The 334-nt window shown below is 38.9% G+C and carries 1 protein-coding gene; it reads right to left on the bottom strand.

The features are described 5' to 3' along the window. The coding region (locus tag DM444_RS00105; RefSeq protein ID WP_162614875.1) for a hypothetical protein at positions 1 to 334 on the bottom strand (334 nt) is incomplete at both ends.

The raw sequence follows: 334 nt of genomic DNA, 5'->3' as shown, positions 1-334 counted from the left end.
ACAGTCACATTCATATTCACATCTGACGGAACTAACGGATTTCCGTTTTTAGTATCGTTTGTAAAAATGTTTCCTAGAGTCTGAGATGCATTTGAAGCTGATGCTGATGGAATCAAATCCTCGTTTGTAACAAGATTTCCTGCCGTAACCGTTATCACTGAAATTACAGAATCGCAGTTTGTTGGATTCGTATTTTCGCAGATTTTATATTCCACATTATAATCTCCTTTTGGAGTATTTGGCGCAACGCTAATGCTATAATCTGGATTTAATGTCAATCCTGAAGGAAGTGTTCCGATAATCGTGAACGAAGCCTCGCCCGCGTTATTTCCGA

The organism is Flavobacterium ginsenosidimutans, from assembly GCF_003254625.1.
Classification (GTDB): domain Bacteria; phylum Bacteroidota; class Bacteroidia; order Flavobacteriales; family Flavobacteriaceae; genus Flavobacterium; species Flavobacterium ginsenosidimutans.
Note: the sequence above shows the minus strand (reverse complement) of the source record. Positions and strands in the feature narration are given on the sequence as shown.